General features: G+C 38.3%; 22 protein-coding genes. 13 read left to right on the top strand and 9 right to left on the bottom strand.

Annotated features, from left to right (window positions below; genetic code table 11):
* Window positions 1–70: 70 nt before the first annotated feature.
* A complete protein-coding gene (locus MSTHT_RS03665; protein WP_231588178.1) occupies window positions 71–448 on the bottom strand; it encodes a MarR family winged helix-turn-helix transcriptional regulator in 378 nt (125 codons plus the stop codon).
* Between the two features lie 339 nt (window positions 449–787).
* Between MSTHT_RS03665 and MSTHT_RS03660 the strand changes: the two genes are divergently transcribed.
* The gene (locus MSTHT_RS03660; protein ID WP_048166608.1) at window positions 788–1,171 is read left to right on the top strand and encodes an RING finger protein; all 384 of its coding nucleotides are present in this window, start codon (window positions 788–790) and stop codon (window positions 1,169–1,171) included.
* A gap of 154 nt (window positions 1,172–1,325) precedes the next feature.
* On the opposite strand, the gene MSTHT_RS03655 is transcribed toward MSTHT_RS03660, so the two are convergent.
* The 3 genes from MSTHT_RS03655 to MSTHT_RS15485 form a co-directional block, all read right to left on the bottom strand.
* On the bottom strand, window positions 1,326–1,880 hold the full coding sequence (locus tag MSTHT_RS03655; RefSeq protein WP_181952254.1) for a GDYXXLXY domain-containing protein: 555 nt from the start codon (window positions 1,878–1,880) through the stop codon (window positions 1,326–1,328).
* A 137-nt stretch (window positions 1,881–2,017) separates the two neighbouring features.
* Window positions 2,018–2,380 carry a hypothetical protein gene (locus tag MSTHT_RS03650; protein WP_149761834.1) on the bottom strand — a complete coding sequence of 121 codons (363 nt, stop codon included), beginning with the start codon at window positions 2,378–2,380 and terminating at the stop codon, window positions 2,018–2,020.
* Complete coding sequence (locus MSTHT_RS15485) at window positions 2,350–2,565, bottom strand: DUF2157 domain-containing protein (RefSeq protein WP_394297017.1); 216 nt, start codon at window positions 2,563–2,565, stop codon at window positions 2,350–2,352. The genes MSTHT_RS03650 and MSTHT_RS15485 overlap by 31 nt, the downstream gene beginning before the upstream one ends.
* A 453-nt stretch (window positions 2,566–3,018) precedes the next feature.
* On the opposite strand from MSTHT_RS15485, the gene MSTHT_RS14750 reads away from it, so the two are divergent.
* Complete coding sequence (locus MSTHT_RS14750; protein ID WP_181952253.1) at window positions 3,019–3,180, top strand: hypothetical protein; 162 nt, start codon at window positions 3,019–3,021, stop codon at window positions 3,178–3,180.
* Between the two features lie 216 nt (window positions 3,181–3,396).
* Here the strand turns inward: MSTHT_RS14750 and MSTHT_RS03645 are convergent, their stop codons facing one another.
* Together MSTHT_RS03645 and MSTHT_RS03640 are read right to left on the bottom strand one after the other, a co-directional pair.
* The gene (locus MSTHT_RS03645; RefSeq protein WP_082086747.1) at window positions 3,397–4,329 is read right to left on the bottom strand and encodes a D-aminoacyl-tRNA deacylase; all 933 of its coding nucleotides are present in this window, start codon (window positions 4,327–4,329) and stop codon (window positions 3,397–3,399) included.
* Window positions 4,330–4,824: 495 nt separating this feature from the next.
* The gene (locus MSTHT_RS03640; protein WP_048166605.1) at window positions 4,825–6,345 is read right to left on the bottom strand and encodes a glutamine synthetase family protein; all 1,521 of its coding nucleotides are present in this window, start codon (window positions 6,343–6,345) and stop codon (window positions 4,825–4,827) included.
* Between the two features lie 423 nt (window positions 6,346–6,768).
* On the opposite strand from MSTHT_RS03640, the gene MSTHT_RS03635 reads away from it, so the two are divergent.
* The 3 genes from MSTHT_RS03635 (at window position 6,769) to MSTHT_RS03625 (ending at window position 11,398) form a co-directional block, all read left to right on the top strand.
* Window positions 6,769–7,953 carry an FprA family A-type flavoprotein gene (locus MSTHT_RS03635; protein WP_048166604.1) on the top strand — a complete coding sequence of 395 codons (1,185 nt, stop codon included), beginning with the start codon at window positions 6,769–6,771 and terminating at the stop codon, window positions 7,951–7,953.
* A gap of 479 nt (window positions 7,954–8,432) precedes the next feature.
* Window positions 8,433–9,725: an APC family permease gene (locus MSTHT_RS03630; RefSeq protein WP_048166603.1), complete on the top strand. Its 1,293-nt coding sequence runs from the start codon at window positions 8,433–8,435 to the stop codon at window positions 9,723–9,725.
* Between the two features lie 500 nt (window positions 9,726–10,225).
* Window positions 10,226–11,398 (top strand): type III PLP-dependent enzyme, encoded by a 1,173-nt coding sequence (locus MSTHT_RS03625; protein WP_048166602.1) that lies wholly within the window; start codon window positions 10,226–10,228, stop codon window positions 11,396–11,398.
* A gap of 841 nt (window positions 11,399–12,239) precedes the next feature.
* Here the strand turns inward: MSTHT_RS03625 and MSTHT_RS14345 are convergent.
* The gene (locus MSTHT_RS14345) at window positions 12,240–12,407 is read right to left on the bottom strand and encodes a hypothetical protein (RefSeq protein ID WP_156149705.1); all 168 of its coding nucleotides are present in this window, start codon (window positions 12,405–12,407) and stop codon (window positions 12,240–12,242) included.
* Between the two features lie 94 nt (window positions 12,408–12,501).
* Between MSTHT_RS14345 and MSTHT_RS03620 the strand changes: the two genes are divergently transcribed.
* The 6 genes from MSTHT_RS03620 to MSTHT_RS03590 all read left to right on the top strand — a co-directional run bounded on the left by MSTHT_RS03620 (window position 12,502) and on the right by MSTHT_RS03590 (window position 20,014).
* A complete protein-coding gene (locus MSTHT_RS03620; protein ID WP_048166601.1) occupies window positions 12,502–13,011 on the top strand; it encodes a shikimate kinase in 510 nt (169 codons plus the stop codon).
* A 235-nt stretch (window positions 13,012–13,246) separates the two neighbouring features.
* The gene (locus MSTHT_RS03615; RefSeq protein WP_048166600.1) at window positions 13,247–13,525 is read left to right on the top strand and encodes an ACT domain-containing protein; all 279 of its coding nucleotides are present in this window, start codon (window positions 13,247–13,249) and stop codon (window positions 13,523–13,525) included.
* A 2,730-nt stretch (window positions 13,526–16,255) separates the two neighbouring features.
* Entirely contained in the window at window positions 16,256–16,405 is a 150-nt protein-coding gene (locus MSTHT_RS14340) for a hypothetical protein (protein WP_156149704.1), read from the top strand.
* A 462-nt stretch (window positions 16,406–16,867) separates the two neighbouring features.
* A complete protein-coding gene (locus MSTHT_RS03600; protein ID WP_374756229.1) occupies window positions 16,868–17,056 on the top strand; it encodes a hypothetical protein in 189 nt (62 codons plus the stop codon).
* 336 nt (window positions 17,057–17,392) lie between these two features.
* Window positions 17,393–18,679, top strand: coding sequence for an ATP-binding protein (locus MSTHT_RS03595; RefSeq protein ID WP_048168361.1), 1,287 nt, complete (start codon window positions 17,393–17,395; stop codon window positions 18,677–18,679).
* Between the two features lie 594 nt (window positions 18,680–19,273).
* The gene (locus tag MSTHT_RS03590; RefSeq protein WP_082086746.1) at window positions 19,274–20,014 is read left to right on the top strand and encodes a class I SAM-dependent methyltransferase; all 741 of its coding nucleotides are present in this window, start codon (window positions 19,274–19,276) and stop codon (window positions 20,012–20,014) included.
* A gap of 108 nt (window positions 20,015–20,122) precedes the next feature.
* Here the strand turns inward: MSTHT_RS03590 and MSTHT_RS03585 are convergent, their stop codons facing one another.
* Window positions 20,123–22,096 carry a hypothetical protein gene (locus MSTHT_RS03585; protein WP_148704293.1) on the bottom strand — a complete coding sequence of 658 codons (1,974 nt, stop codon included), beginning with the start codon at window positions 22,094–22,096 and terminating at the stop codon, window positions 20,123–20,125.
* Window positions 22,097–22,252: 156 nt separating this feature from the next.
* Window positions 22,253–23,341, bottom strand: coding sequence for a radical SAM protein (locus MSTHT_RS03580; RefSeq protein ID WP_048166595.1), 1,089 nt, complete (start codon window positions 23,339–23,341; stop codon window positions 22,253–22,255).
* A 418-nt stretch (window positions 23,342–23,759) separates the two neighbouring features.
* Here MSTHT_RS03580 and sugE point away from each other — a divergent pair, with 418 nt between their 5' ends.
* Entirely contained in the window at window positions 23,760–24,077 is a 318-nt protein-coding gene (gene sugE, locus MSTHT_RS03575; RefSeq protein ID WP_048166594.1) for a quaternary ammonium compound efflux SMR transporter SugE, read from the top strand.
* A 227-nt stretch (window positions 24,078–24,304) separates the two neighbouring features.
* Window positions 24,305–25,183 carry an SDH family Clp fold serine proteinase gene (locus MSTHT_RS03570; RefSeq protein WP_231588177.1) on the top strand — a complete coding sequence of 293 codons (879 nt, stop codon included), beginning with the start codon at window positions 24,305–24,307 and terminating at the stop codon, window positions 25,181–25,183.
* Window positions 25,184–25,277 lie beyond the last annotated feature (94 nt).

Raw genomic sequence — 25,277 nt, 5'->3', positions numbered from 1 at the left:
TCAATCGTCTCAATTATTATCTCAAATATTTAGTTTCAATTTACCTAACTTTTTTTGCGGACAAAAAAAATTACCTTATCTTTCCAAGAATTTTGATAAGCATGTCCATCTCTTTCTCATCCAGCGAATTTGCTATCCTCTCGATAACCTGTGATAAAGCGTGCTCCTCAGCATGGGCTACAGCATGCCCTTTCTCTGTAAGACGGATGTAAAAAATTCTACCATCGTCCTTGGATCTCTCCTTATAGACACACTCCATTTTGACAAACTTGTTAATCATCTCGGTAATGGTGGGCTTTGAGTTGCTTGTGATCTTAGCAAGCTTGCTAAATGTTACTTCTTCGTTTTCATCTATGGCTCTTAAATATTCGATCTGCTTGAGCGTAAGATCCGATAACCCACACTCTGAGAAGATTTGAGAAGAGCATTCGCTTTTAATTTTGATCAATTTTTCAAAAATTATGAACAAATGCTCTTTTTTCTCCCTCATCTCGATCTGATTTATTAGTTAGGATTTACCTAATTATATAATTTTCGGTCAAACCTCTTTAGCCAGAACTTCTGCACTCAATAAACCGCGCATCGAAATGTTGCTCAGGGTTTTCGCTCTTTCACCAAGATCAAAAAACAAATTTACACACAGTATACAAAACATCGACTCTTAACTTTACAGTAAACTCATGATACTAACGTTTGATACTTTCTGAATATAATTTTTTATGTACATCACTTTTTTATACATTCATGAGTTTTATTATATATACTTTATTTAAAGGTGGTATTTAACTTGGGGCATATGTATACTTATGGGGAAGATAAACGGACAAAATTAGTGGGAATTGTGAAATCAAAATATTCGTACTGTGTTAATTGTTTTAAAACTTTAGAATATGCGGGAAAAAGGAGCACATTCTGTCCAGAATGTCGTGAAATTGAGAAAGAGAAGGGGCAAAAAGTTGTAGCTCTGGCGTTCCTGTTATCTCTTGTGCCAGGATGGGGATATGTGTACGTTTCGGAAGATAAAAAAGCACTGGTTACATCTATATGTACGGTTGCAATGCTCTTTGTTCCTGTAATTGGGTGGCTTTTATCGTTCATTATATATCTTTTTTCTATTGGAAACACAGTCATGACGGCACAATTAATTAATGAAGTTCAAAAGCAAGCTTGAACACTTATATTTTTTCGGAAAAACTATAACGGGATAGGGGATTTTTCTCAAGAAAATATCCCATGATATTCTTTTTAAATTAACATCCCTCCAGTTCAAAAAACGGAAAATTTACAGAGAATTAGGCAGACTGCCTTTTTTAAAAGGTTTAAGCTTAAAACTCAATTTCTTCTCCATCGATTAATAAACTTTTAACTACTGCATTTCCGTATTTATCGATGATAACTTTTGCATCAATCTGTTTTCGTCCTGTCTGCTGTTCTATCTCGATTTCGATTCCCCTGCCTTCAGGAACGAAATAGCTTTCAATGCCGTAATCTACTCTGAGTTCCTTAATGGTGTTCTCTTCTGCTTCCCAGTCATATGTGATATCTTTTACCTTACCTTTGATGTAAAGTTCATTCTTTGGTGGGGTTGTGTAGATTTTTTTAGGTATGCCATACCCATTTTCCAGTTTCAGTGACAGATATACAGGATCACTGTAGTAGAAATAGGAATTCTCAGCCTCAATCCTTTCCATATCCAGGGTACTGATCTCATAATTAAGGGTGACGTAGTCTCCCCTGAAAAGGTCCCTTGGATCTACAGGCAGGGTTTTGAGCAAAACTTCAGTGCCGGTCCTGAGGGTGTATTCTTTATAAGCAATAAAGCCTGAGAAAATCAGGAGCCAGAAAATAAGGGTTAAATAAAGGATTTTCTTCTGGTTCATCCGCATATTCTCAATGTATCTTTTATGATTCTACAGTTTCTGGCGCTCAAACTGAAGCTTTTTATTGTTCCACTCCCGCAAACTTGCAGCCATGCTCATGCCTGTTTGGAAATCTTTAAGCTTTGATCGGAACGGTTTTAATAGCAGGACTGCCAGGAAAGAATCCCTAAAAAAACATGAATTACGGGAACAATCTCTTTGTCTTTTGACACCCAGAATCTAAAAGTCTGTATAAATATTAGAAGGAGAACAGCTTGTAGCCCCACGAACTTAAACGCTGCTGCAGCATGTTTTACTTTTTCTGACAGCTCATGCAAAATTCCCGTAAAATAGAGGGCAATGCCTGATATAAGGTAAAGACCCAGGATGTTTATCATTTCACGAAGGTCAATTCTCTCATTGTACAGAAGGCTTATCCAGAGGTAAAATGTAAAGAGCAAAGCCCGGCAACTGCAGTACACCTGTAGCCCTAGATAAGTGGAGAAACCCCAAGAAGCCATACCAGTACAAGGGTACTGTTGTTTGCATTGATATTGTAAATCTGGGCAATCAAAAAGAGGCTTGCTCCAAAAAACAGAGCTGAAAGGAAAATCAGGGCAAAACCCAGTTTCGGATATTTCTGATTTTCATATCTCAGGTAATAGCCAGCATAATGTATTCTTACAGTGCTTCCTGCAAGAAGAATTATTCGGAAAATGTCTCCTATCTTTTCCCAGTTGGAAGCTACAAAGAGGAAGCACCAATCCCAAGCAATATTGCTCCTATTATAGAAAAGGCAATAATTTGCTTTTTTGACCTGTGCTCCGCTTGATATTCCTCAAGGTCAGCTCACATTTTTTCGGCCTGAGCTTGGTTAATTGTGCCTTCATCCAGCAGTTTTCGGATCAGGTCCTGGTCAAACATATTAATTCTATATGACTCAACTATATAAATAATATCTCTATGTTTAATCCAGTAATCTCTGTTATTGCCAGAAATTTGCCAGATTATTTTTCACATTCAAATAATTCGCAACATATTATTCCTTGACTTCCTTACGGTTCAGGCTTTACAGACCAGTGTTCAGAAACATTGTTTCAAAATCAGCTTGAATCTAAATTACATACCTTTTCTATCAAGCAATTGAGGTGGTATGAAGATGAATTGTGGAGATTTGAAACTGGGGCAGGTTCTTCGCTGCGAAAGATGTGGTTTTGAGCTTGAGGTTGTAAAAGAATGTGGAGACGTTACCTGCGCCTCAGAAGCCTGCTGTACCGGCGATGTAACATGCTGCGGAGAACCTATGAAACTGAAGCAATAAGCTTAGACAAATTTATGATGTGTAAAAACATTGCGAATGACTGGAAAAAGAGCTTAGTGATAGTTTTCTAGAATATAGGATCGCTAAGCTCATTTTTCTACTGTTTTCCATTATTTTTCTAAGTATTATTCCTCAGAAGATAGCTTTTTCAGTTAAAATATTTTCCCTAAAGTCAGCAGTCACCCTATATAATTTATTATCCTATATAATTTATTATTACTGTAAACTCTCATACCCGTACTGTTCCCTGATCTCAGATTCTTTGAGGACTTTGAGCCCCAATTTATCAAGGATTTCGGAAATCCTGTGCCTATCTTCGCTCTTCATGGATTTCCTGTCAAAATAAGCAAAATCAGCCTTTGATTTTTCAATAGCCTGCCTTATCAGGGCTTCGTCCACGAATTCCAGCTGGTATTTGGGAAAATTATGCCCGAAAGAGATTCCGGTTTCAAGCAGAAGTCCTGTCTGACGTATGGCATAATGCCCGCCTCCGAAACCGAGAGCAGTAGGCACTTTCTCAAGGGAAACTGCAAGGATGGCTTTTGCGGCAACCTCGCCTGCATCAGGATCTTTCCACTGCACCTCGGTGCTTCCAATTTCGGCATAAAGCGATGGAACGGAGAGTTCTGTGGGTCCATGATGGGTTACTTCAAGGGTGACATCATACTTCAGATTTTTTTGTTCAGCCAGGCGCTTCATTTCCATAAGAATAGATTTCATGGCAGCCGGGGAGGAAACCGCAAGGGATTTAGGGCAGCCTCCAAGCCTTGCTTCATCTGAGGGATTTCCTGTGCAATGTACAGTCAGGGAAGAGATTTCTTCTTTACTCCGATGTTTGGATGCAAAAATTATAAGAGAGGCTGGCAGCCCTATGTTCTCGAGTCTTCTGTCGAGCCCGTCCTGAAAAATATGCATCTCTTCGATTTCGATAAGCCTGAATTTTCCATCCCTTGATTCCCAGGCAGCAGAGAATCCAGAATTTTCAGGGAGCTCAAGAATTTCCCACTCCTCAAGGCTAAGGAGATGGGCTTTAATATTCTGGCTGGCAAGGTCGGGAGCAGAGCTGATTATAGTTATTTTTGGAACAGGGTTTTCATGGAGGTTTCTATCTTTTTTAATGGGTTTTTCTGGATTGCTGTTATTTTTCATTTCTGATCAATTCGGGTACTTAATTCGGGTTTTATCACTTTACGCTACCTATAGATTTCGTTAAGATAGATAAAATAAACCCTGAATTTCAGCTCTGGATGTGAAACCTGAAGCGTCTGTGCAAAGCAGTGCTGAAAAGTCAAAAGGGGTAAAACTAGAATGAACTGTGCAAAGCAGTGCTAAAAAGTCAGAAGGGGTAAAACTAGAATGGATAAACTCACTGGATGGGAGTCAGGTAAGAACTGGGTAAAGAAACCTTAAGTGAAAAGTTATGAAGAAGTCTGAAGTCAAAAGTAGTAAGAAAGATTGGCTAAAAAACGAAGAAAACTGATGTCAAAAGCGATAAAAAGCTGATGTCAAAAGCAATAAAAGATTGTCTCTTGAAACTATAGAAAATGGATTTTTAAGAAATTGTTTTGGGCAGATCCCTGCTTTCTGAGGAGCAGAGATCTGTGTTTTTCAGGATAGAAAAGTTTTTCAAATGCTGAAACAGTCTCAGCCAATGTGGATGTACTGATCCACAAGTTTCCTGATTTCTTCGTTCTTGCCGTAGAGCCTCTCACTGAGCTGGTAGTCGTTGTAAGCTTCAAGGCTGCTGATAATTCCGTCAAGCATACCTTCAGTAAATACATCGTATTGCATGAAGATCTCTTTCTTTGCTTTCAGAGCCTGAGCTGACTCATAACAGGACGCAGGCAGGTGTTCTAGCTCGGCAAGCCTGTCTTTGTGTTCCTCTTTGAAGATATTCACATTAATGTAAAGTTTCTTTGAAAGCTCAAGGGCATTCTCCATCTCAAGACCATGGCGGGTACCAACACAAAGTCCGGCAAGGAGGAGATAAATGTTAGCAGAGCCGTCTGCAGCACGGAATTCATATGTCTGTCTGCCGTGGAAATTCTTGAAATCTTCAGAATAGTTCGGGTTTGCAATGGTAATCATTTTGCTTGCATCACCGGTCCATCCAAGAGGTACGCGAATGAGTGCAGAACGGTTTCTGTCTCCCCAACAGATGTTTGTTGGAGCTTCCTGGTGAGGTACAAGGCGCAGGTAGGATGTCGGGATCGTGTTCCCAAAGGCGGTAATTGCTGAAGCGATATCCAGGCAGCCAGCGATTGCTTTCTTTGCAGGATCACTCAGCTTTCCTTCATCGTCAACAGTTGCGGTCTTGCCGTCTTTCATGAGCTTCATGTGGATATGCAGTCCACTGCCTGCCTTTCCAACTGTAATTTTCGGGGAATAACTGACAGTGACTCCATACTGGGCTGCAATCATTCTGAGCATCCACTTTGCAATGAGCAGACGGTCAGCAGCGTCCTCAATATTTGTGGTTTCGAATTCGATTTCATTCTGTTCGTAGTAGTATTTATCGTCAGTGAAATTTCCGACTTCAGAGTGCCCGTATTTTATTAATCCCCCAGCTTCAGCAATAGCGAGCATGGTATCCTTCCTGAGCTGCTCAAATTTTGTGAAAGGTCCTGCCTCATGATATCCTCTCTGATCAACAGCCGGGAAGTCAGTGTCAATCTTGTTTTTGTCGCAAATAACATAATACTCGAGTTCAGCCATTACATTTAACTCGTAGCCTGTCTTCTCCTTAAGGACATCGTGAGCCTTCTTCATGATATTTTCGGCTGAACTTGCAAGAGGATTCCCATCTTTGTCAAAGAATGAGCAGAGTAAGTCAAGGGTCGGGATCTTTTCAAATGGATTTACAAAAGCAGTGCGGTATTTAGGCACGACATAAAGGTCGCTTGAATCAGCTTCAATGTATTTGAATAGGCTGGAACCGTCCACTCTTTCTCCGGTGGAAAGTACTGTATCAAGGTGCTCTTCACTCCTTATGACGAAGTTTAAGGCTTTAAGTCTCCCATCCCCGCCAGCATAACGGAAGTTGAGCATCTTTATGCCATTCTCCCTGATAAACTTCATGATGTCTTCTTTGGTGAATTCATCTGCTGGTTTGTTGAGATACTGTACCAGCTTATTAGGATTCATTTTTATAGATGATGGTTTCATGCTTATCCCTTCTTTTTTACTGCATATTCGGGCGCTAAAATCCTGTTAATTCCGAATAATTTTCAGGCTCACGGGTAGCCACATTGGCTATAATTTTTTAAACTCTTGCCTGCTAGGAAGTAGATAACTTACTGCTGTCTATATAAAGTTTTCCCTTTATTGTTTTTATAAAAGAAATAAAAGAACAGAGATAGCATAGCTCTATTCTTAATTATAAATTATATTGAATGATTAAATTGAGATGCCAGTTAAAGTCCCTTCCGCTGAGGTTTCGTCAGTTAAGGGTTTTGCCTAATAAATATATCATACGAGAACAATATAACCATTAAATAAGTTCAATTCTCAAATTGAAGAAGTGGATGGAGATTTATCTACTTCCCATTTTGAGCCAATTTTATTGCATTGGGAAGATGGAGGAAAAATATGGAGACTTACAGTATTCCTGAGATTGCCAAAGACGTATTCTGTGTTGGGGCAAAAGATTGGAACCGCCGAATGTTTGATGCTTTGATCCCATTGCCTCAGGGCACGAGCTATAACGCTTACCTTGTGAAAGGACAAGAAAAAGTAGCTCTCATAGATACCGTGAACCCAGGTTTCGAAGAGGAGTTCGAAAATAAGATAAATATGGTTTCCAGCCTCGAGAAACTGGACTACCTTATTATGAATCATGCTGAACCAGATCATGCCAATGCTATTCGTTATATCATGGATAGGGCTCCTGCCTCAGTGCTTATTACTACGGAAAGAGGCGTGAAGATGGCAAGCCTGTACCATGAACTTCCTGAGGGTCGGGTTAAGGTCGTTGCCGAAGGAGATACGCTTGACCTGGGAGGCAAAACCCTGCGCTTTATCGAAGCTCCCTGGCTTCACTGGCCTGAAACCATGTTCACATACCTGCCTGAAGACAGGGTACTTTTCCCATGTGATTTCTTCGGGGCTCACACAGCCCAGGGCATTTACGATGAAGACCTGGAAGACCTTATTCCTCTTGCAAAACGCTATTATGGGGAAATAATGATGCCTTTTGGGAAAATGGGAGCAAAGGCTCTTGAAAAAATAAAGGATCTTGATATTGAGATTATTGCCCCGAGCCATGGACCTATTTATAAAAATCCTCAGCGTATACTTGAGCCCTATGCAAAATGGACAGCAGGGGAGACAGAAAATAAAGCCCTTATTGTCTATGTGAGTATGTGGGGTTCCACACAGCTTATGGTCAAAACTATTGCCGAAGTGCTGATGAAAGAAGGTATAGATGTCAGGATTTATGACCTTGCAGTTTCCGATACAGGAGATATCGCAAGGGAACTGGTCGATTCCCGTGCTATTATCCTTGGGGCTCCCACCGTCCTTGCAGGCATGCACCCTCTTGCCGTTTACGGCACTTACCTTGTAAAAGCTCTCAATCCACCTGCAAAGTATGGAGTTATACTCGGGTCCTTTGGCTGGGGCGGAGGAGCTTTGAAACAGGCAGGGGATATTCTTGTTCCTTCAAAGATGGAAGTTGTTGGAACACTTCAGGTGAAGGGCAAGCCTAGAGAAGAAGATTTGAAAAAGATTGAGGATATTGGTCGAGAGCTTGCACAAAAAATGAAAACAACCTGAGAAGTCTCTGCATTCAGACCTTGAGAACCCTTTTTTAGTGTACTTGTAAGGCTCCTTTCATCCGTAAAAGGATTTGATCCAGTTTGGAGACCTTACCAGCCTTTTTTGGCAACTATTTACGGCGCTACATTTAAGGTGGGAATCGAAATTACGATTCTCAACTTATTTTCTTTTTATGCAAATCTGACAAATTAATGGAGAATAGGAACATAAGTTACTGAAGCTCAGGATTACACTTATGCATAAGCTTACTGTAGGCATAATGTCTGTACTAAATTTGTTTCCGGAAACTAAGCCTTTTATTGGGATTAGAGCATTATAAAAGTATTGGGATTTGAGCATTATATAAAAGGGTAGTTTGGAAAGAAAGGTAACATAGACTTGATTATAAACCTTCAGAAAATAATCTTTCTAACAGGTCTATCCAGTTTTTAGATTATCTTTGTCCTGAATCCCAAGTTCTGGACGCAGGGGTTTTTATGAAAGGGGAATCTGAGCTAAAAAAGGAATTGAGTTTGCTGGAGGCTACTCTGGTAGGAATTGGTAATATTTTAGGAGCCGGGATTTATGTACTTATGGGAAAAGCTGCAGGGCTTGCAGGCAATATGGTCTGGTTTTCTTTTCTCTTTGCTGGGGCAGCGGCTGCACTTTCCGCCCTTAGTTATATGGAGCTTTCTTCCATGTATCCCAGAGCTGGAGCAGAGTATGAATTTGTAAAAAGAGCCTTCGGAGAACGCGCTGGCTTATTTATTGGATTGCTCGTTATCTGTTATGTAGTAATAACAGCCTCTGCGATTGCTCTGGGATTCGGCAGGTATTTCAGCAGCCTTTTCGGAATCGAGTATTTATTAGGGATAATATGCCTGTTTATTTTTCTCAGCTTTATTATGGTATATGGGATAAAAGAATCTGCTAGGCTGGCTAGTATTATAAGTCTCATAGAAGTAACTGGGCTTTTAATTGTCATTTACACCGGGTTCCCCTACCTTGGGACGGTAAATTATTTTGAGGCTCCTGATCTGGCAGGAGTCTTTGAGGCTTCAACTCTGATTTTTTTTGCGTTTCTCGGGTTTGAAGATGTTGTGAGATTGTCTCAGGAAACGAAAGAAGCTGAAAAAACTACGCCAAAAGCCCTGCTTATTGCTATATTTTTTACTGTTCTTCTTTATATGTGTGTGGCAGTAACCGCCGTAAGCGTGCTCGATTTTCGTATTCTGGGACTTTCAAATGTTCCGCTTGCTGATGTTGTTGCTGTTTCTCTTGGGAGTGACGCTTTTGTCCTTATGTCCTGGATTGCCCTTTTTTCCACTATGAATACTGTACTTGTGGTTATGCTTGGAGGGTCGAGGATTGTTTATGGCATGGCAGATGCAGGGTCGCTTCCAGAAAGTCTTTCCAGGGTGCATCACAGATACCATACTCCATGGGTCGCAATTTTTGGGGTTGTCTGTTTCTCAGCCCTGTTTGTGCTGCTAGGGGATATTGCAGTTGTTGCAAATATTTCTAATTTCATGATCTTTATTGTCTTTTTCATGGTCAATCTTTCCCTCATAAAGCTTCGTTATACTGACCCCGACAGAAATCGTCCTTATAAAGTACCCCTGAATATCGGGCGTTTTCCCCTGCTCCCGTTTCTTGGTGCCCTCTCTGCAGTATTTCTTTTTTTCCAGCTAAGCCTGGAGGTCATAATTTACGGACTCGTAATCTCTGGAATCGCTCTACTGATAGCACTGCTCAGAACCCGAAAGAAGCATCTGTCCAGTACATATTAAAATTACTTAGAAAATTCATAAATTTGATATCAGTGAAAATGGTTTAATAATAGCTTTCTGATGGAAATACATATATACAGGTCTCTTAACAGTATTTAACTGCTTAATAATGTTTCTATCAGGCTTTAGATTCTTAATATCCTCTTTAAAGGGTAAAATTATCTCTGCATATTTCTGAATTGTCTACGATTTTTAGTTTCTTCTACAGAGTTAAAAAGATTTTTACTGTCTTTAATATAAAAAACCCTTTTAATTAGGCTTTTTTTCACAATATAACGGCTTAAATTAAATACTTAATTAATTAAGCTATTTTTATGCTTTTTATTCATTAACAATTAGTTTTATATACCTCAAATTTTATTTGAATCGTTCTATTTCACGCATTGCTCAAATAATTGATTATAAACCTAATAATCATTACAAATAGTTGAAACACTAAAAATTATTAACCAGTAATTACATGAATTTAAGAACATTTTACATTTAGAGAGGGAGTAAATTTGAGAAGAGAGCATTACGAATTTCCGCTGGAGGATTTCATCTCAAGAGACGAGTTTAACCGAATTAAAAAATTCTCCCGTGACAAAGAAACCCCGTTTTTAATCGTTGACCTGCAGAGAATAGAGCAAAGCTATGATGAACTGGTAGAGCAAATGCCTTTTGCGAAAATTCATTATGCTGTAAAAGCTAACCCCATGGATGAGGTTGTGCTTGCCCTGAAGAATAAAGGTTCGAATTTTGATGTGGCAACAATCTACGAACTTGATCAGCTTCTCAGGCTTGGTGTAGAGCCTGAAAGGATCAGTTACGGCAATACTATCAAAAAGGAGAAGGACATAGCGTATGCATACGAAAAAGGGGTGAGACTTTATGTTACCGATTCTGAGAGCGATTTGAAAAAGCTAGCCAGAAGAGCGCCAGGATCCAGAGTCTTTTTCCGTATCCTTACTGAGAGTGATGGGGCTGACTGGCCTCTCTCAAGAAAATTCGGTTCGCATCCCGATCTTATTTATAAGCTCATTTTGAAAGCTGAAAAACTGGGGCTTGAGCCGTATGGGCTTTCTTTTCATGTTGGCTCCCAGCAAAGGGACATTGGTCAGTGGGACAATGCTATTTCCAAGTGCAAGTACCTTTTTGAGGCAGTGGCTGAAAAGGGCATACATCTGAAGATGATCAACCTTGGTGGAGGCTTTCCTGCAAAATACCAGGCGCGAGCTCATGATCTAGAGACTTATGCACGGGAAATCCGGCGCTTTTTGCATGAAGACTTCGGGGAGGAGCTACCTGAAATTATAATAGAACCCGGGCGCTCTCTTGTCGCCAATGCCGGAATAATCGTAAGTGAAATTGTGATGATCTCCAAGAAAGCCAGATTTAACCAGTACAAATGGGTGTATCTCGATATCGGCAAATTCGGGGGCCTTATAGAAACCCTTGATGAGTGCATCAAATATCCTATCTTCTGCGATAAAAAGGGCTGTGCTGAGGAAGTAATCCTTGCAGGTCCGACCTGCGACAGCATGGATATTCTTTATGAACATTACAAGTATACTTTTCCTCATACAATGCGGGAAGGAAACCGGGTTTATATCTTTACGGCAGGTGCCTATACCCAGAGTTACAGTTCTGTAAGTTTTAACGGCTTTCCCCCTCTAAGGGCTTATCTTACTTGAATAACTATTCAAAGCACTTGATCCAAAAGACTGGAATTTTTAAAGGGTTTATGAGCCCTTTTTATTTTTTCTATTATACCACTTGTTTTTTATGTATGCATTTAATGTATGTATTTATTGTATTGCATTATTTTCCGTTCTTTAAAATTTTAAAGGGTCAAAAAATATCTGCCTATTCGCTAAATTTTAATCAGAAATTATTTTTTAGACAGGTTATAATATATATCTCAAAATAGTATATCAGGGAGTACAGGTTGAGAGTTGTGAGCTTACTCTCAATCTTATGGGGTTGGGATCATCGATAGGAATCCGCGGACTGAAAATGGATTCCTATCATTCTTCTAAACTTGTCATTGAATCTAAAAATCCTTTATTTCTATTTTTAAACAAAAGCCTGTATGACTTTGTCTCAATGGAGGAAAGGATGACTTAGAAAGCCGCTAAGTCTTTAGTTTAGCGCTAATTCACTTATTGATGCCGTCAACAATCAATATTTTAATTCTAATTTAATTTCATGTTTTGATTAAATATTTTTATGTGATTAAAAATTTTGCTAGAGAAAAAATGCAAAATGTGCTTAAAAATTAGGCTTAAGAGCTTTTTTTTGGGTCGGTTATGATATATAGCCCCACACCGCTATAGGATATAGATTAAGAGTAATAGGGTTTCCTCTTAATCTTTGGGTTGGATCGCAGGTAGGGACGAGAATAGGGACTCGACCCTACCATCTACTTCTAAATTAATCTTTAAGGTTTCTTATACTTTTTCATAATGTCCTTATTTTTAATAAACCTTATGACCGTTATTAAATATATATTTCTATCTGGGCTATTGGCAGCTTTCAGAATATAACGCCCAGGCAAGCTATTTTTTTCTTTTTTACCCAGGAATCTTTGTAGCCTACAATTTTATTTACCACAGGATATGGTATATATCCCGGCAGGTTATACGCAAGTAAAGATCCTTTCGGATAAACGGCACCATTGTACATTATATAGCTGGAGAACATATCTTGTCCGAATGATTTATATTTCTCTGACCTTTGTGTAGGAAAACCTCAAATAGCGGATTCCTTTATTTCTAGAACTGAGAAGAGTGCGTCAATGAACATAACATTAATCGGGATGGCAGGAGCAGGAAAAAGCACTGTCGGAAGAGTACTTGCAAAACGCCTTGATTACACTTTTATCGATGTGGATCGCCTGATCACGGAAAATATAGGAATGCCCCTTCAGACCCTGATTGATAATGAAGGGGACTCAGCTCTTATCAGGCTTGAAGAAGAAGCTATCCTGAAGCTTGGTCAGGTTGACAACTGCATCATTTCCCCTGGCGGGAGTGTGGTTTATTCCGAAAAAGCCATGGAACATCTGAAGAAGATATCGAAAATAGTTTTTCTGGATGCTCCCTTCAGAAGTATTATAAGAAGGCTTCCCAATGCAAGAAAAAGAGGGATAGTAGGACTCAGGGACAGGAGCTTGAAAGAACTTTTTGAAGAAAGGATGACGCTGTACCGGAAATATGCTGATTTTTCAATAAAACTTAAAGGAAAAGAAAATATTAACGAAATTGCTGAGAAAATTATTGAACTTGTTTGTAAAGGCAAGGTTTGAGATCTATGGTTAAATCTTTTTATTTAGTTGCAGGCAACGCTTCTTCCTCTGAGATAAATTTCCTTTGAGAATAATTAAATATAAGGAGTGCTCTGAGTTGATTTATTTTAAAACAGTAGTTTAATTTATTAGGTATCAGGTCTTCAATCTGAGCAAAATCTCACCTTTCTCTATCAATTTAAACGTTTAAGCATCGGTCTGCAGGAAAAAGATCCGAGCAGCAGGAGAATATAAAATGGCATCAAGTCGTTTCATTATTACGGTTATAGGCAGCGATAGAGTAGGAATTGTTGCCAGGATCACTACTGTGATGGCAAATTTCAATGTAAACATTGTTGATATCACTCAGACTATTTTGCAGGGCATCTTTACCATGATTATGTTTGCAGAAGCCCCACAGGAGAACTTTGACCTTGCAGCTTTCCAGGAAGCTATGGATGCCGAGGGAAAGAGCCTTGGAGTCGAGGTCAAGGTACAGCATGAAGATGTTTTCCGTTTCATGCACAGGATTTGATCTGGAAAGCCGCTGATCTGGAAAATTATTGATCTGAGCAATCACAGTAAAGGATTGGATTCTCAGCACTCACAGCCCCTTTTTTATTGCAAAGGAGTCCAAGGCTGGGAATGTCAAACTTGCTGAACTTGATTTTGAAGATCCGGGAATAAACATCATAAAAAAAAGAAGTTGAAGTGGGCAAAAAAATTAATAGAAACCGTAAAATATTAAAAACAGAGTAACCCAGTTAAAGATAATAGTTTATTATAAACTTACGATTTCGTCTATTTTTATCTATAGATTAAATCAAAAAACTTATTCTATTGAATAGCTGCCATTTATACGCATATTTTACTTAGAGCAGGAAAAACTGAAGTTATAAAGTTTAAAAATAAAAAGAGTCCTGCAATCTTTCCAACCAGATGCAAATCTCTTAAGGCTTCAAATTGAAATTAGTCAGGGAATATATCCCCAGTTATTCTTGAAATTGCTTTTTTTGCTTGAATAGTAAACCGCAGACTACTTACAGATCATTATTCCTGATTTATTGAGAGTTTTAATAGAATTAGATATTGTGGAATAACTGAAAAAGTGAGTTTGTTTTATCGAAAGAAGGTTTATCCAGTTTTCTCAAGACTATTAATATTAAGAAACAGTTATTCTATTTCTTTTATATAATTTGTAATTCTATGTTTAATCGTACTTTCATGACAAAATTGCTCCTCTCCAATGGAAGCAAGTAACTCCAATGATTTCTAAAAGTCGCGTAATTTCTAAAAGTTGCCGTGAAAGTATGAGTGGAGTGCTGAAGGTTTTTGGTTAGAATGTGCAATTCTTTAGCCTACAGTCCATCTCTACAGTACCTGCAAAGTATGAAATAATAAATAGAATCGCAAAATAGTGGAGGTAAATATAATGTGGTTCGGAAATTGTGGTTGGGGCGGCTGGGGCTGCCGTAACTGGGGTTGGCGTCGCTGGGGACGCTGTGGCTGGGGCGGTTGGTGCTAAGAATAGCACTGAACCCTGGAAAACTTGAACATAGATGAAACAATAGTAGCCATCATCTCAAAGCGGGAAGATTGCTTCTGATTAATCTTCCTTTCCTGAATTGATGGTTATATATTTTTTACCTATGAGTTAGTAGCTATCAATCTTCATGTGTTTGAGGACGAAGGATTTCCATTCAGGCTGCTTTGAGCCCAGTGCATTGAAAGATTCTCTAATTTACTCATAGGTTAGGTCGAAATTTGTTATTTATAAGAGTAACCAGGTTTTCTCAACTTTTAAATAAATACATTAAAGTATTGAAGTTTAAAAATAGAGTAGTTGATAACGTTAGCAATACTATTTTTTCTGTAAATATATGTGTTTTTAGTGCTTAGTTTAGTTATAGATATAGAACATTGCATATTTATGCCAAAGAAGTTTTATTTTTGCCTGAATATTAAATTGTATACTAAACTCCTGATGTGATTTCAATCACTGTTGCTGACTTCCACCATAGACTGAGCTGTTTAGATAGATATTGCCCGCCTAAACAGTGAAGAATCAAAATAAACTATCTATATTTAAAAGCAGCCTATATAATGGAAAATCGATGAGGCTTATTCGTACTAGTCCTTCTCCGAACTATAGAAGCTGGAAAACCTTGATTACGTAGGTCTTAGAACAGATTAGAGGGTCTTTTCTAAAGTTGACCGGCATCTATTAAGAGGTCAATGGATAAGCCTCTATCTCATCTTTTTCTTTTAACTTCTTTTAAGTACTGGGGCTGATTGAGCTATAAAAACTGAGACTTCTGATTAGATGTTTGTTAACATCTTACAGCCAGATAGCAGAAGTCTAGGGTATTCTAAGTATAATGAGATTAAAAACAGACATCAGTAAAAATTATTCAGCCAAAGAAATCGGAGAAATAGAATATGTAACCATTTTTAGTGAATAATGGATAAGTTTCAGGAAAATTCTCTCAATTATGGTTATATATTTTTATTTCTCTCAAAATTCAATTGTAATTTTAGATCATATCTTTTTATCTGGAAACCAAGTAAATCCTTTCTAACGCTTACTCGTTTTCTAAAATATTTGAAAATTTTTAGTCTAAGTATCATGAAAATAAAGACCCTGCGGCTTTCGATGTCAGTATATGGGCTATACAAAGTCTTTATCTTATAAAAAAAGGAATCATAGTTATGTGTTATGCAAATAGAAAGAGTAATTCATTATTTTTCAATAAAATCCAGAGCTTTTTGAACTTATAATTGTGTTTATCCCGATAATATGGATTTTTTATGCCAAAGAAACTTTATTTTCGCATAAATATTGAGTTGTAGGTAAAAAATTCCGGCTATATCAAGGAAAAATAAGAAATCAACTTTATAAATTAAATGTAAGATTAAACCTATTTTTTTAGCCAATGGTTTGCCCAGATTTTCTAAGTCTATTATTAAATAAGGAGAAATTATTCTAGTAATATTATATAATTTCAAATTATATGTTTATTTGAACTTACGGGCAGTTTTATTTAAACAAGTTTTTGTTTAAATGAAAATCCCTTGCTGGATTTTTGGAATAATTGCCTGTGAGTTTTATAGGTGGTCTGAGAGGGTTGATAGAAAGCTTGATTCGGAGATCGTACATGCCTATGCAAAAAATTTCACCTTCTCAGATATTCAAAACCAGGTACAAAAGAGGTATTACAAATATAAAATAAAATCAAGGAGGAAAATCTAATGTGTGGAGGATGTTTTGGTAGATTCAAAGACTTTGACCGCTTTAAATGGTTCAGCTGTGGCAGCTTTGGCGGCGGCTGGGGCTGTGGACGCGGATTTGACTTCTGTAATAAGTTCAAATTCCGCCGCTTCAAATTCCGAAAGAGCTGCTGCTAAGAATACCTGACAAGTCTGAAAGACAGCCGCCATCGCCGAACGCAGGAAGCATTATATGTGAAAGAATATCGACAGTCATCAATTCAAGCACATGACAGAGATCAAGTTAATATCGTGCTTGAATTGATGACTCTATTTTTTTCATGTGGTTAATTATTATGACTCTATTTTTTTCATATGGTTAATTATTCCATGTTCTTCAGAACAGTTTTTCTAATAAAATTAATCCTTTATTTTAAAAAATATAATTCTTTATATAAATATTAATATTTTTAAAAGTTCTTTCTTTTTAAACCTGTTAAATAGAAAAAACACTCTATAAAAATCCAGCCCTATAAAGATCTCATTTTTAAAACTCACAATAAGATTATAAAAGTAACAGAACAATTATGATATAAAACCCGATGAGATATGTCATCTTATTCAAAACCAATTACCTTTAACTCCAGAAGAGCAGGCAGGAGTGGAATTCTTGGGGTATAGAGCTCCGTACCAGATTTCCGGAAAATCTCAAAGGAAAAACATCCTATGCTTTATAGGGCTGCATAAATGGAAGAGAAGCGGCGGCTTGAATATTTACGCCTCGAATGTAAAAGAAAAGTATTTTGTATGTACACGCTGTGGGAAAACAAAAACGATTTATGAATCGAAAAAGGAATAAAGTTTTAACAGAGTCTCAAGGAAATGACCTGACCCTTACCTGTCGGCTGACTTCTGCCTGTTGATTCGACTTTTACTTTATAAAGGGAACATATTGACTCCTTTATTTATATGTTTCTATTAATTTATTTTAGCCCCATTGTATTAACACCAGACTCAGACAAGTGTTTATAGCAAGCCCTCTCCATAAATGGAAATTCTCGGTTCACGGGGCTGCAAGACACTTCCGGCTTTTGTCAATTTTCCCAGCTTATATGCCAGGGGTTATTATTGGGCGAAGACATTTATTCATGCCAGAAAAATTATATATTTCCATTTCAAAAACTATTCTGGTAACATGCAAGAACTAGAACTTCTTCCCCTGATACTCAGTCACCAGACATTCTTTCAAAATTCACCAGAATTAGTTCCCCGTGGCATTTCCCCCCGCTGTACTGTGGAAAGCAGTGAAATCAAGCTCATCTCAGGTCCTTCTCACGCAGGTAAAACTTCTTTCCTGAGTCAGGTTGCAGGCTCTGTGGATGGAGCAAAACTCTATATCGACTTTGAAGACAGTCGGATGCAGCAGATCGGACCAGAGGGCTTGCAGGCTATTGAGAAAACTGCAGCAGAGCTTTGTAAAAGGGAAACTGAAGATAGCACAGCCCGGGTTTTCTACTTCCTTGATGAGATCCATAATCTCCCTGAATGGGAAAACTGGGTTGACAGGCTGCACACACAGGGAGCAGGAGTCTTCCTGACTTCATCTAAACTAAAATCAATAAATGAATTCTCCTCAAGGTTTGAAGGAAGAGGAAAAGTTCTAAGGCTTTTCCCATTCTCTTTTAAAGAATTCCTGCGGATTAAAGGTAAAGGAATACCGGAGCCAGGCTTTTTAACGCCCTCCAGATGCGATGAACTATTGTGCATGTTCCTGCAATACTTTGAAAATGGTGGTTTTCCGGATGTAGTAAAAAATGGTGACATAAGTTTTTGCCGGAACTACTTTGAAGAAGGTCTGCAACAGGGGGCTGTAGCTGGATATGATATCCAGAAGCTAAGAGAGCTCGCCATATTCCTGATCTCAAACATGGCTTCGGAATACTCCCTCGATACCTTAAAAAAAGTGAGTGAAATTGAGAATGAGGAGATCATAAACAGCTATCTTGATTATCTGGAAGATATTTTTTTAGTGTACAGGGTCCCAAAAATTAATGTTATTCAGGAAGATGTCGGTATTGAAGAAACTCCCTGTAAAGTTTACATAGGAGATACAGGCTTTTTCAAAGCAGTATATCCCGATTATCCTGACAGCCTCGGGCTGAGATTTGAAAACCTTGTATTCCTTGAACTGCTGAGAAGGGAAAAACAGGTATTTTATTTCCAGAACAGGAAAGAATGTGATTTCATTATTAAGGAAAAGGACAGCCAGGAAGTCTCAGATGCGATTCAGATTTCGGTTTGTTTCGGAAGCCCAGCAGTCAGGGAAAGAGAAATTCAGGGACTTACAGAGGCGCTTGAAGAATACGGCCTTGAGGAAGGGCTTATTCTTACAATGGATGATGAGGAAATCGTAAAAGTTGAAAGCAAGAGCGGAAAGAAAATAATTCTGGTCAAACCTGTGTGGAAATGGATGCTGGAATAATTTTTCCAGCCTTCATTTGCTACCAGAAATTAAAAAACAAGCAAAAATTCTAACTGGAATATTATAATAGCACCGATGCCTCACCTCTAACTCCGTTCTGAGTTTAGGTGAACCGGGGGAACTGTTGCGGGGGCTTTATATATTTCCGTCAGTTTCTTACCTTAAGCCTTTTTCTGCAAACTTAGTCTATTTTAGCGTTTTTGCTGCTTTTTTTAAGAACATTAGATAAAGATAAGAAATTCAGTCTTTAACTGGCGAATCTTTAATCGGAGAATGTGAGGAAATAAACTCTTATCCTCTCGGCTGAAGACTCAGGGGTTTATTTTTGATTTAAGAATTTTACAGTGACATTATTTTTCCAAAGATTAAATATATATTATATTATTAATTAGAAGTATTTAGGGTGGGTAAAGAAAATAGTGTACTGGTCTTAAGCAGAAAGGCTCTCAGATCTTCCCGAAAAAGCAGAACACACTATTTTACGGTTTGAATTAAACAATTCGGAGCTTGCTGGTCATTTTATTACAACTAATATAATTGACTAATGATATTCCTAAAATTTAATTTTAAGAAAAAAATACAGGAAGAAGGGGTATGGAAGTAGAAAGCACGGAGAGGATGAAAAAAGTTCATGTAAAGCCGATAAATATCTGGGAAGACTTTTTCAAGGATAAGACACACGGAGGGCACAGGTATTCAACTGAAGAGTTTCTTGCCCTGGAAGCCAGGGAAAAATTATTTCACCTTGATGGAGGCAAAACCCTTCTCGACTTTGGATGTGGCTCCGCAGAACTCCTAACATATTATGCTCCTAAGTATGAAAAACTTGTAGGAGTTGATTTTTCTCCATCCATGCTCAGAGAAGCAGATAAAAGGATCAAGGAAAAGGGATGCAATAACATCGACCTGATCCTTGCAAACCATGAAACTCTCTGGGATCATCTGCAATTCCCCTTTGATCGGATAACTGCAGCCGGAGTAATCCAGTACTTAACATTTCAAGAGATTGATGCCTTTATTGCCAATGCGTCAAAATATCTCAATCCCGATGGTAAAATAGTCTTTTTTGACGTACTGGATCCCCGATTATATCCATTATGGAAATTAGGGTTATTTGCACCGAAAGCAGGAGTCTTGAAAGCTCTATACAGGATATGGTGCGACCTCTGGTATTCAATATCTGCAACTTTAAAAAATCGCCCAAGAAACATTTACGGTTTTTCCCATAACCCTTATAAACTTCAGGAAATCGCAAATAAGCATGGTTTTGAGATGCGCTATGTGCAGTCAATGTATTATGAATATAAATATCATGCAATAATGTTCAGGACTTAAACGGCAGCACATTACTAGTTATATAAGGTTCACTAGAGGTTACTAAACCTGCTCTGAACCTTAGTTTTTTCTTATTCTTTTTATTTTATTTTCCTTATTCTTCTTATTTTATTTTTCTGTATCTGAGTGATTTTCTCCCTTATTTTGGAGCCCAATCTTGTTTACTGCTGTGTTTTCTGGACATTCACACGAAGCTTTGTAAAGTTCTTTGACATCAATATTCATTCTATTTGCCAGTTCTTCAGCTTCTTCTTTACAGGTGTAGATTTTCTCAAACGTTTCAGCTGGATCACGTTTTTTCAGATCTTCAAGAGTTTTTATGCGGGCAAAATAGCAAATGCAGTCTGCTTTTTTCTTGAATTTTTCAATATCTTCTTCTAATTCTGAATATCCACATAAATCTTTGTAAACTTCTTTACGGCTAATAGATTTGCTCTTTGCTATTTCTTCTGCTTCTTTTTTGGAGATGCAGATTTTCTCAATTACTTCAGCTGGTTTACAGTTTTTCAGGTCTTCAAGAGTTTTTACGCTGGCAAAATAGTAAAGTTTGAATGCCAGATCCATATCCATATTAAGTTTTGTGACAAATTCTGATTTATTAATACTCATGTAGGTCTGAGCTCTGTCAATATACATTCTAATCTGCTTTTCAGAATAGCTGTCAAATCTCTCTTGTTGCTCCGTAAGTATGAGTCCCATATGTTCTCCCAGATTTCGGGTATCATAATTCAATCTATTTTTCAGGTTCTTAGCATCAGAGGCTGCAAGTTCTTCTATGGATCTTACTTTTACATTGTATAGTGCATACGCTAGATCTTCATCTAATCTCAACTTTTTGACAAGTTCAGATTCTTTGATCTGGTACTCTGTCCTGGCTTCAAACTCACTCTTCTTATCCCCTGGAAGAAGTTTTTGAACCCACTCATAAACCCATTCTTCTATAGTTTTAGTAAACACTCCTGCAAAAAAAGAAAATATGAATACAGAATAAGCATCTAAGGTAGTTATTTCTTCCGTGTTTCGCATGTATTTAAGGATATAAAAACCTATTAGTGCTATAAAAGGTGCAATAGCAATTCTTCTAAGATATGACCAGGCAATGCTTATTTTTTTGTATTCCGGAATGAGCTGGCAAAAAGTATCTTCAATACTTAAATAAAGGTATGAGAGTACGCCAATAGAGGATGCAACTATTATGTAAACTGGAAACGCCAGACTCTCTATCCCATAAAATGTAACATAGTCTATCCGCCTGATGTGGAAGTAAAGAAGTATTGTAGGCCACATGAGCCCCATAAAAATTATAAGAAAATTCCTTACTATATCGTGAAGGTTGACTATTAACTCATTCTCGTCTATCAATATGCGACTTTTATTTATTCTGACTTTATCTTTGTGGACTTTTACTCTATCTTTATATGTATTTTCTTCATCATCACCTTTTTTCCATTCATCGTTTTTCACTTTCTTTTCGTCAATTTCTAAGCCTTCTATATTTACTATCGCGTAGTCTTCTAATATTTTCACTTTATCTTTGTCTAATATCAGGCTGTATCCTTCTTTATCTCTTTTAAAGAAGGCACTATATAACACAGCAATAATAATTAAAGAAACTATGATAAAAATCAGCAAGTAGAAGTAAAAAAAGATACAGGAACTATCTGCTCCTGATGGGAATCTCTCAATACAGGACAAAATAGCAGAGGAATTATTTGCTCCCGGCAGGAACGTCTCAGAACAGGACAAAATAGCGGAGGAATTATTTGTTCCTAGAAAGACAACTTGGGGACAGAAAATAATGAGAACAATCAACACTAGAAGTGCTATAAGTATAAAAATAACAAAACAAAGGTTCATTTTGTCAAAAAACCTCGATACCCAGCTTAAAAAGAGAAGATTCCCATAAATAATCGGTAATAAAAGAATCCACTCATATCTCTCTATTATAATTGGTTCCTGTGTATTTTGCGAATTGTCTGAATCTGTTGTACTTCCATCGCTTTGCCCATAACACCCCTGGATCAGCAGGCAAAAAGTAAGAACTATCAATACGAATTTAAATGTTCCACTGCCCCTCCCCATAGACAGCTATTTGTGTGTCTAGTTATATATAGCTAATTTTATACATTGTGGAGTATTATATCGAAAGAGTTAATATCGAAATAAATTTACTTCTTTTCTTCTACAGCGATCTAATCTATTTACAACGCTATTAATTCAATCAGCTTGCATTCGATGTTAAATAAGCAAATCCTCAATTCCTGCTTCTCTTACAATATCGATTGCCCTGGCTTCTTCTTCCGGGGTCAGGTGGCGTCCTAGATCCGGATACTCCATAGCCCGGTAACACGGCCTGTATTGAAACATAAGGTTGAACCTGATTTGCGGGATATTCTTTTCAACCCATTCTGCAATGGGCTTTGTACAGCACTCCAGGTGACCGGGGAGAACCAGGTGGCGAAGGAGGACTTCTGCGGTCTTGTAGGCAAATTCGAAATTGGGCTGTACGACTTCAAGATAATTTTTTATCTTTGAGTATCTCCGGGCACATTCATTGTTTCCATACTTGAAATCCCCCAGGTAGACATCCACAACCCCTTCGAGCATTTCTGCAATTTCCCGGGAATGGTACATATTTGAGTTCCAGATTACAGGCGTGTTTACAGAGACTTCACGGATAGTTTTCAGTACAGTATGTGTGTGCGGGGTAGGAGTTACGAAATTTACATTCCTTGCTCCATGCATTCTCCGCAGGTCTATTAACTTTGCAAGTTTCCTGGGTTCGACGCGGGTTCCGGAATCAGGGCAGGTTGAAATATCCCAGTTCTGGCAGTATACGCAGGCGAAGGTACAGCCCGTAAAAAATATTGTATGAGAGGGCACAAGTTCTGGCTCTTCTCCCATATGCAGGAACTCGGAGGCATAATTTGAGAGATCTGTCAGCCTGCAGAAACCTTTTTCACCTGTTTTCCTGTTAACCTCACAGCGCCATCCGCAGCAGTGGCATTTCTCCAGCATCCTGTCCACGATTTCAACTTTAAGGTCGAGGAGGGAGGGGCTGGCTTTCGGCATTTCCAGGAAGCTTTCGGTAAAAAACGTTAACCTCTCAGCCGCATCCTTATAAGCAAGAGCTTCTGCGGCTTCGATTTCAAGATTTTCCCTGAGTTTTCGGTATTCTTCGATTTCCTTCTCATGAATTTTCCTGAGTTCTTCAAGCTGCATGCCTGGGTCAAACTCGACAGGAACTCTTTCTGTTACCTTGAAGAGGGCAGGCATTTCATTTTTTTGCACCTTGAAGTAACGTTTCAGGTACTTCGGGGCTCCCATATTGAAGAAATATTATCCGGCATGGATTAAAGGCTTATTGTTTTCTTCTTCCTATTTTTAGTTCTTATTTTCAGTTACGATTTTTTGTTCAGATCTTTAGTTCCGGTTTTTAATTTAGATTTCTAGTTTCAGTTTTTAATTTAGATTTTCGGTTCAGGTTTTTAGTTTGATCTCCAATTTTGATATTCAGTTCTGCTTTTTAACTTTTAATTCTAATTTCAAACTTTTTTCTGTTTTCTAGCTCTGATTTTACTTGTTTATTATTGCATTTTTTAGATGCTTAACAGGTTTTCAGAGTTCTTTCTTGCAGGCAAAGTTATAAAAAGAAAAAAACGTTAAACGCATTTTAATTGCCGTCTTCACGGTGATCCTATAAGTTACTTAAACGCATTGTAAAATAAAAGGTTGTAAAACAAAAATGGAATGGTTTTTTCTTTTTATCGCGGGGCTTTTTGAGGCTGCCTGGGCAATCGGGCTGAAATATACTGACGGTTTCACACGGCTTTATCCCAGTATTTTTACCGTTGTTTGCATGATTCTTAGCTTTTATTTCCTGTCCCAGTCCCTGAAAACCTTGCCAATAGGAACCAGCTACGCAATCTGGACCGGAATAGGAGTTATTGGCACCACTGTTTTAGGATCTCTGCTCTTTAACGAGTCCCTGGAGCTTGCCAGAGTTTTCTGTATTTTTCTGATCTTCTCAGGAATAGTCGGACTCAGGCTGATTTCTCAATAAAACCAGGTAAAGTTTTTGTAAGTTTTTATTCTCTACCTTCTTATCTACTCTTCTTTATTTTTTCTATCTTTCCTTCTCCTAATTGCAGACAAAAATCCATCTAATACTGCTAAACCCCATCTAATACTGCTACTTCCTTCAGGACGGGGCACTAAAAATTAAAAGCCTGCACATCTATTTATATTGAAATTAAACCCGGAGGCTAATTTCAATTTACAGTAACTTTAGTGGCCTTCGGGAGCTTATGGAGGAATAATCTGGCTACGCTTGAGAATACTACAATTAGTCTCTGGGATTTGATGACTCTCCTGTTTATACTTCTGTTTCTCTATGCAGTAATCTACCCACAGTCGCAGCTAAAGCAAATTCGCATGAGGCGCATGTCAAAACTGAGAGCTATGGAAAAACAACACGGCTGCAAAATACTCACAATGATCCACAGGCGAGAGGCAATTTCCGTTTTCGGGCTGCCTGTCTATCAGTACATAGATGAAGAAGATGCCGAGCAAATCCTGCGCTGGATAAGGCAATACCAGGATTACCCGCTTGAACTCATCCTGCACACTCCTGGCGGGCAGCTCCATGCCAGCATCCAGATTGCTCGTGCCCTAAGGCGGCACCCTAAAAACACAAGGGTTATTATCCCGCACTATTCAATGTCAGGAGGCACAATTATAGCCCTTGCTGCAAACGAAATCGTGATGGATAAAGATGCCGTTATCGGACCTATAGATCCTCAGATAGGAGATTTCATGCGCGGGACATTCCCCGCCGCTTCCTGGATCTATGCAGCAGAAACAAAAAAAGAAAAAGCTGACGACGCTACCCTTGTTATGAGCGACATCTCCAGAAAAGCCCTTAAGCTAACCAGGGACGTCGCAAAAGAGCTTCTCGAAGGCAAAATCCAGCCAGGTCCCTCTGGTGAAAGCAGGCTCGATGAAGTGGTCGATAAACTGGTCAGCGGGGAAATGATCCACAGCACTCCTCTCTCAGCTGCTGATGCAAAAGCCCTGGGACTTCCTATAAGCACAGATTTTCCTCAAGAGGTGCATGAGTTCATGAAACTTTTCAAGCCTGTAAAAAAGAACGTGGAATATGTTGAATGAGCTGAAATCAGAATTAGTCTGAAGAATAAGAATTAGCCTGAAGAATAAGAATTAACCTGAAGAATCAAAATTAACCTGAAGAACGAAGTTTAGA

The organism is Methanosarcina thermophila TM-1, assembly GCF_000969885.1.
Taxonomy (GTDB): domain Archaea; phylum Halobacteriota; class Methanosarcinia; order Methanosarcinales; family Methanosarcinaceae; genus Methanosarcina; species Methanosarcina thermophila.
This window is presented reverse-complemented; position numbering and strand designations above follow the sequence as displayed.

Excerpts from the sequence above, each read along its gene's own strand:
- MSTHT_RS03615 (WP_048166600.1), top strand. The coding sequence starts at position 13,247 with ATGGCATCAAGTCGTTTCATTATTACGGTTATAGGCAGCGATAGAGTA.
- MSTHT_RS03580 (WP_048166595.1), bottom strand. The coding sequence starts at position 23,341 with ATGGGAGCCCCGAAGTACCTGAAACGTTACTTCAAGGTGCAAAAAAAT.
- MSTHT_RS03630 (WP_048166603.1), top strand. The coding sequence starts at position 8,433 with ATGAAAGGGGAATCTGAGCTAAAAAAGGAATTGAGTTTGCTGGAGGCT.
- MSTHT_RS03640 (WP_048166605.1), bottom strand. The coding sequence starts at position 6,345 with ATGAAACCATCATCTATAAAAATGAATCCTAATAAGCTGGTACAGTAT.
- sugE (WP_048166594.1), top strand. The coding sequence starts at position 23,760 with ATGGAATGGTTTTTTCTTTTTATCGCGGGGCTTTTTGAGGCTGCCTGG.
- MSTHT_RS03590 (WP_082086746.1), top strand. The coding sequence starts at position 19,274 with ATGGAAGTAGAAAGCACGGAGAGGATGAAAAAAGTTCATGTAAAGCCG.
- MSTHT_RS03620 (WP_048166601.1), top strand. The coding sequence starts at position 12,502 with ATGAACATAACATTAATCGGGATGGCAGGAGCAGGAAAAAGCACTGTC.
- MSTHT_RS03650 (WP_149761834.1), bottom strand. The coding sequence starts at position 2,380 with ATGGCTTCTTGGGGTTTCTCCACTTATCTAGGGCTACAGGTGTACTGC.
- MSTHT_RS03585 (WP_148704293.1), bottom strand. The coding sequence starts at position 22,096 with ATGGGGAGGGGCAGTGGAACATTTAAATTCGTATTGATAGTTCTTACT.
- MSTHT_RS03635 (WP_048166604.1), top strand. The coding sequence starts at position 6,769 with ATGGAGACTTACAGTATTCCTGAGATTGCCAAAGACGTATTCTGTGTT.
- MSTHT_RS03655 (WP_181952254.1), bottom strand. The coding sequence starts at position 1,880 with ATGAACCAGAAGAAAATCCTTTATTTAACCCTTATTTTCTGGCTCCTG.
- MSTHT_RS14345 (WP_156149705.1), bottom strand. The coding sequence starts at position 12,407 with ATGTTCTCCAGCTATATAATGTACAATGGTGCCGTTTATCCGAAAGGA.
- MSTHT_RS03645 (WP_082086747.1), bottom strand. The coding sequence starts at position 4,329 with ATGAAAAATAACAGCAATCCAGAAAAACCCATTAAAAAAGATAGAAAC.
- MSTHT_RS03595 (WP_048168361.1), top strand. The coding sequence starts at position 17,393 with ATGCAAGAACTAGAACTTCTTCCCCTGATACTCAGTCACCAGACATTC.
- MSTHT_RS14750 (WP_181952253.1), top strand. The coding sequence starts at position 3,019 with ATGAATTGTGGAGATTTGAAACTGGGGCAGGTTCTTCGCTGCGAAAGA.